This is a genomic window from uncultured Roseobacter sp., from assembly GCF_947495275.1.
Lineage (GTDB): Bacteria > Pseudomonadota > Alphaproteobacteria > Rhodobacterales > Rhodobacteraceae > Roseobacter.
In genome coordinates this window covers 1-681 of record NZ_CANLYL010000057.1, presented here as the reverse complement: position 1 = coordinate 681, position 681 = coordinate 1, and the positions used below count along the sequence as shown (strand labels likewise).

General features: G+C 58.9%; 1 protein-coding gene. It reads right to left on the bottom strand.

What is annotated here, in order from left to right; all coding sequences use genetic code 11:
- Positions 1-680, bottom strand: a 680-nt coding sequence (locus Q0802_RS24675; protein WP_298922663.1) for a CoA transferase subunit A, incomplete at its 3' end; no start/stop codon positions are given.
- Position 681 lies beyond the last annotated feature (1 nt).

The window sequence follows — 681 nt, the reverse complement described above, 5'->3', positions numbered from 1 at the left end:
GTTCTCTGTTCGATACGTTTTTCATGCGTGCCCTTGATGAGGCGGTGCACGTAGATGCCCGGCAGGTGGATGCTGTCGGGGTCGAGCGTTCCCAGCGGCACAATTTCCTCGACTTCGGCCACGCAGATGCGTCCGCACATCGCTGCGGGCGGGTTGAAATTACGGGCGGTTTTGCGGAAGACCAGATTGCCGGTTTCATCCGCTTTCCAGGCTTTTACGATCGACAGATCGGCGAAAATGCCCTCCTCCAGGATATAGGTCTCGCCGCCGAAATCCTTGTGTTCCTTGCCTTCCGCGATCACCGTGCCGACGCCGGTTTTGGTGTAAAACCCAGGAATTCCGCAGCCCCCCGCGCGCATCCGCTCGGCCAGCGTGCCTTGCGGGTTGAACTCAAGCTCAAGCTCTCCGCTGAGGTATTGACGCATGAATTCCGCGTTCTCTCCCACGTAAGACGAGATCATTTTGCGCACCTGCCGGGTCTGCAACAGGATGCCGATGCCAAAATCGTCAACGCCGGCATTATTGGAGGCAAAGGTGAGATCCTTCGTGCCCGCGTCCCGGATCGCCGACAACAGCAATTCCGGAATGCCGCAGAGCCCAAACCCCCCGGCCGCGATCAACATCCCGTCGCGCAACACGTCCTCCAGCGCCTCAGACGCCGAGCCGTATATCTTTTTCATA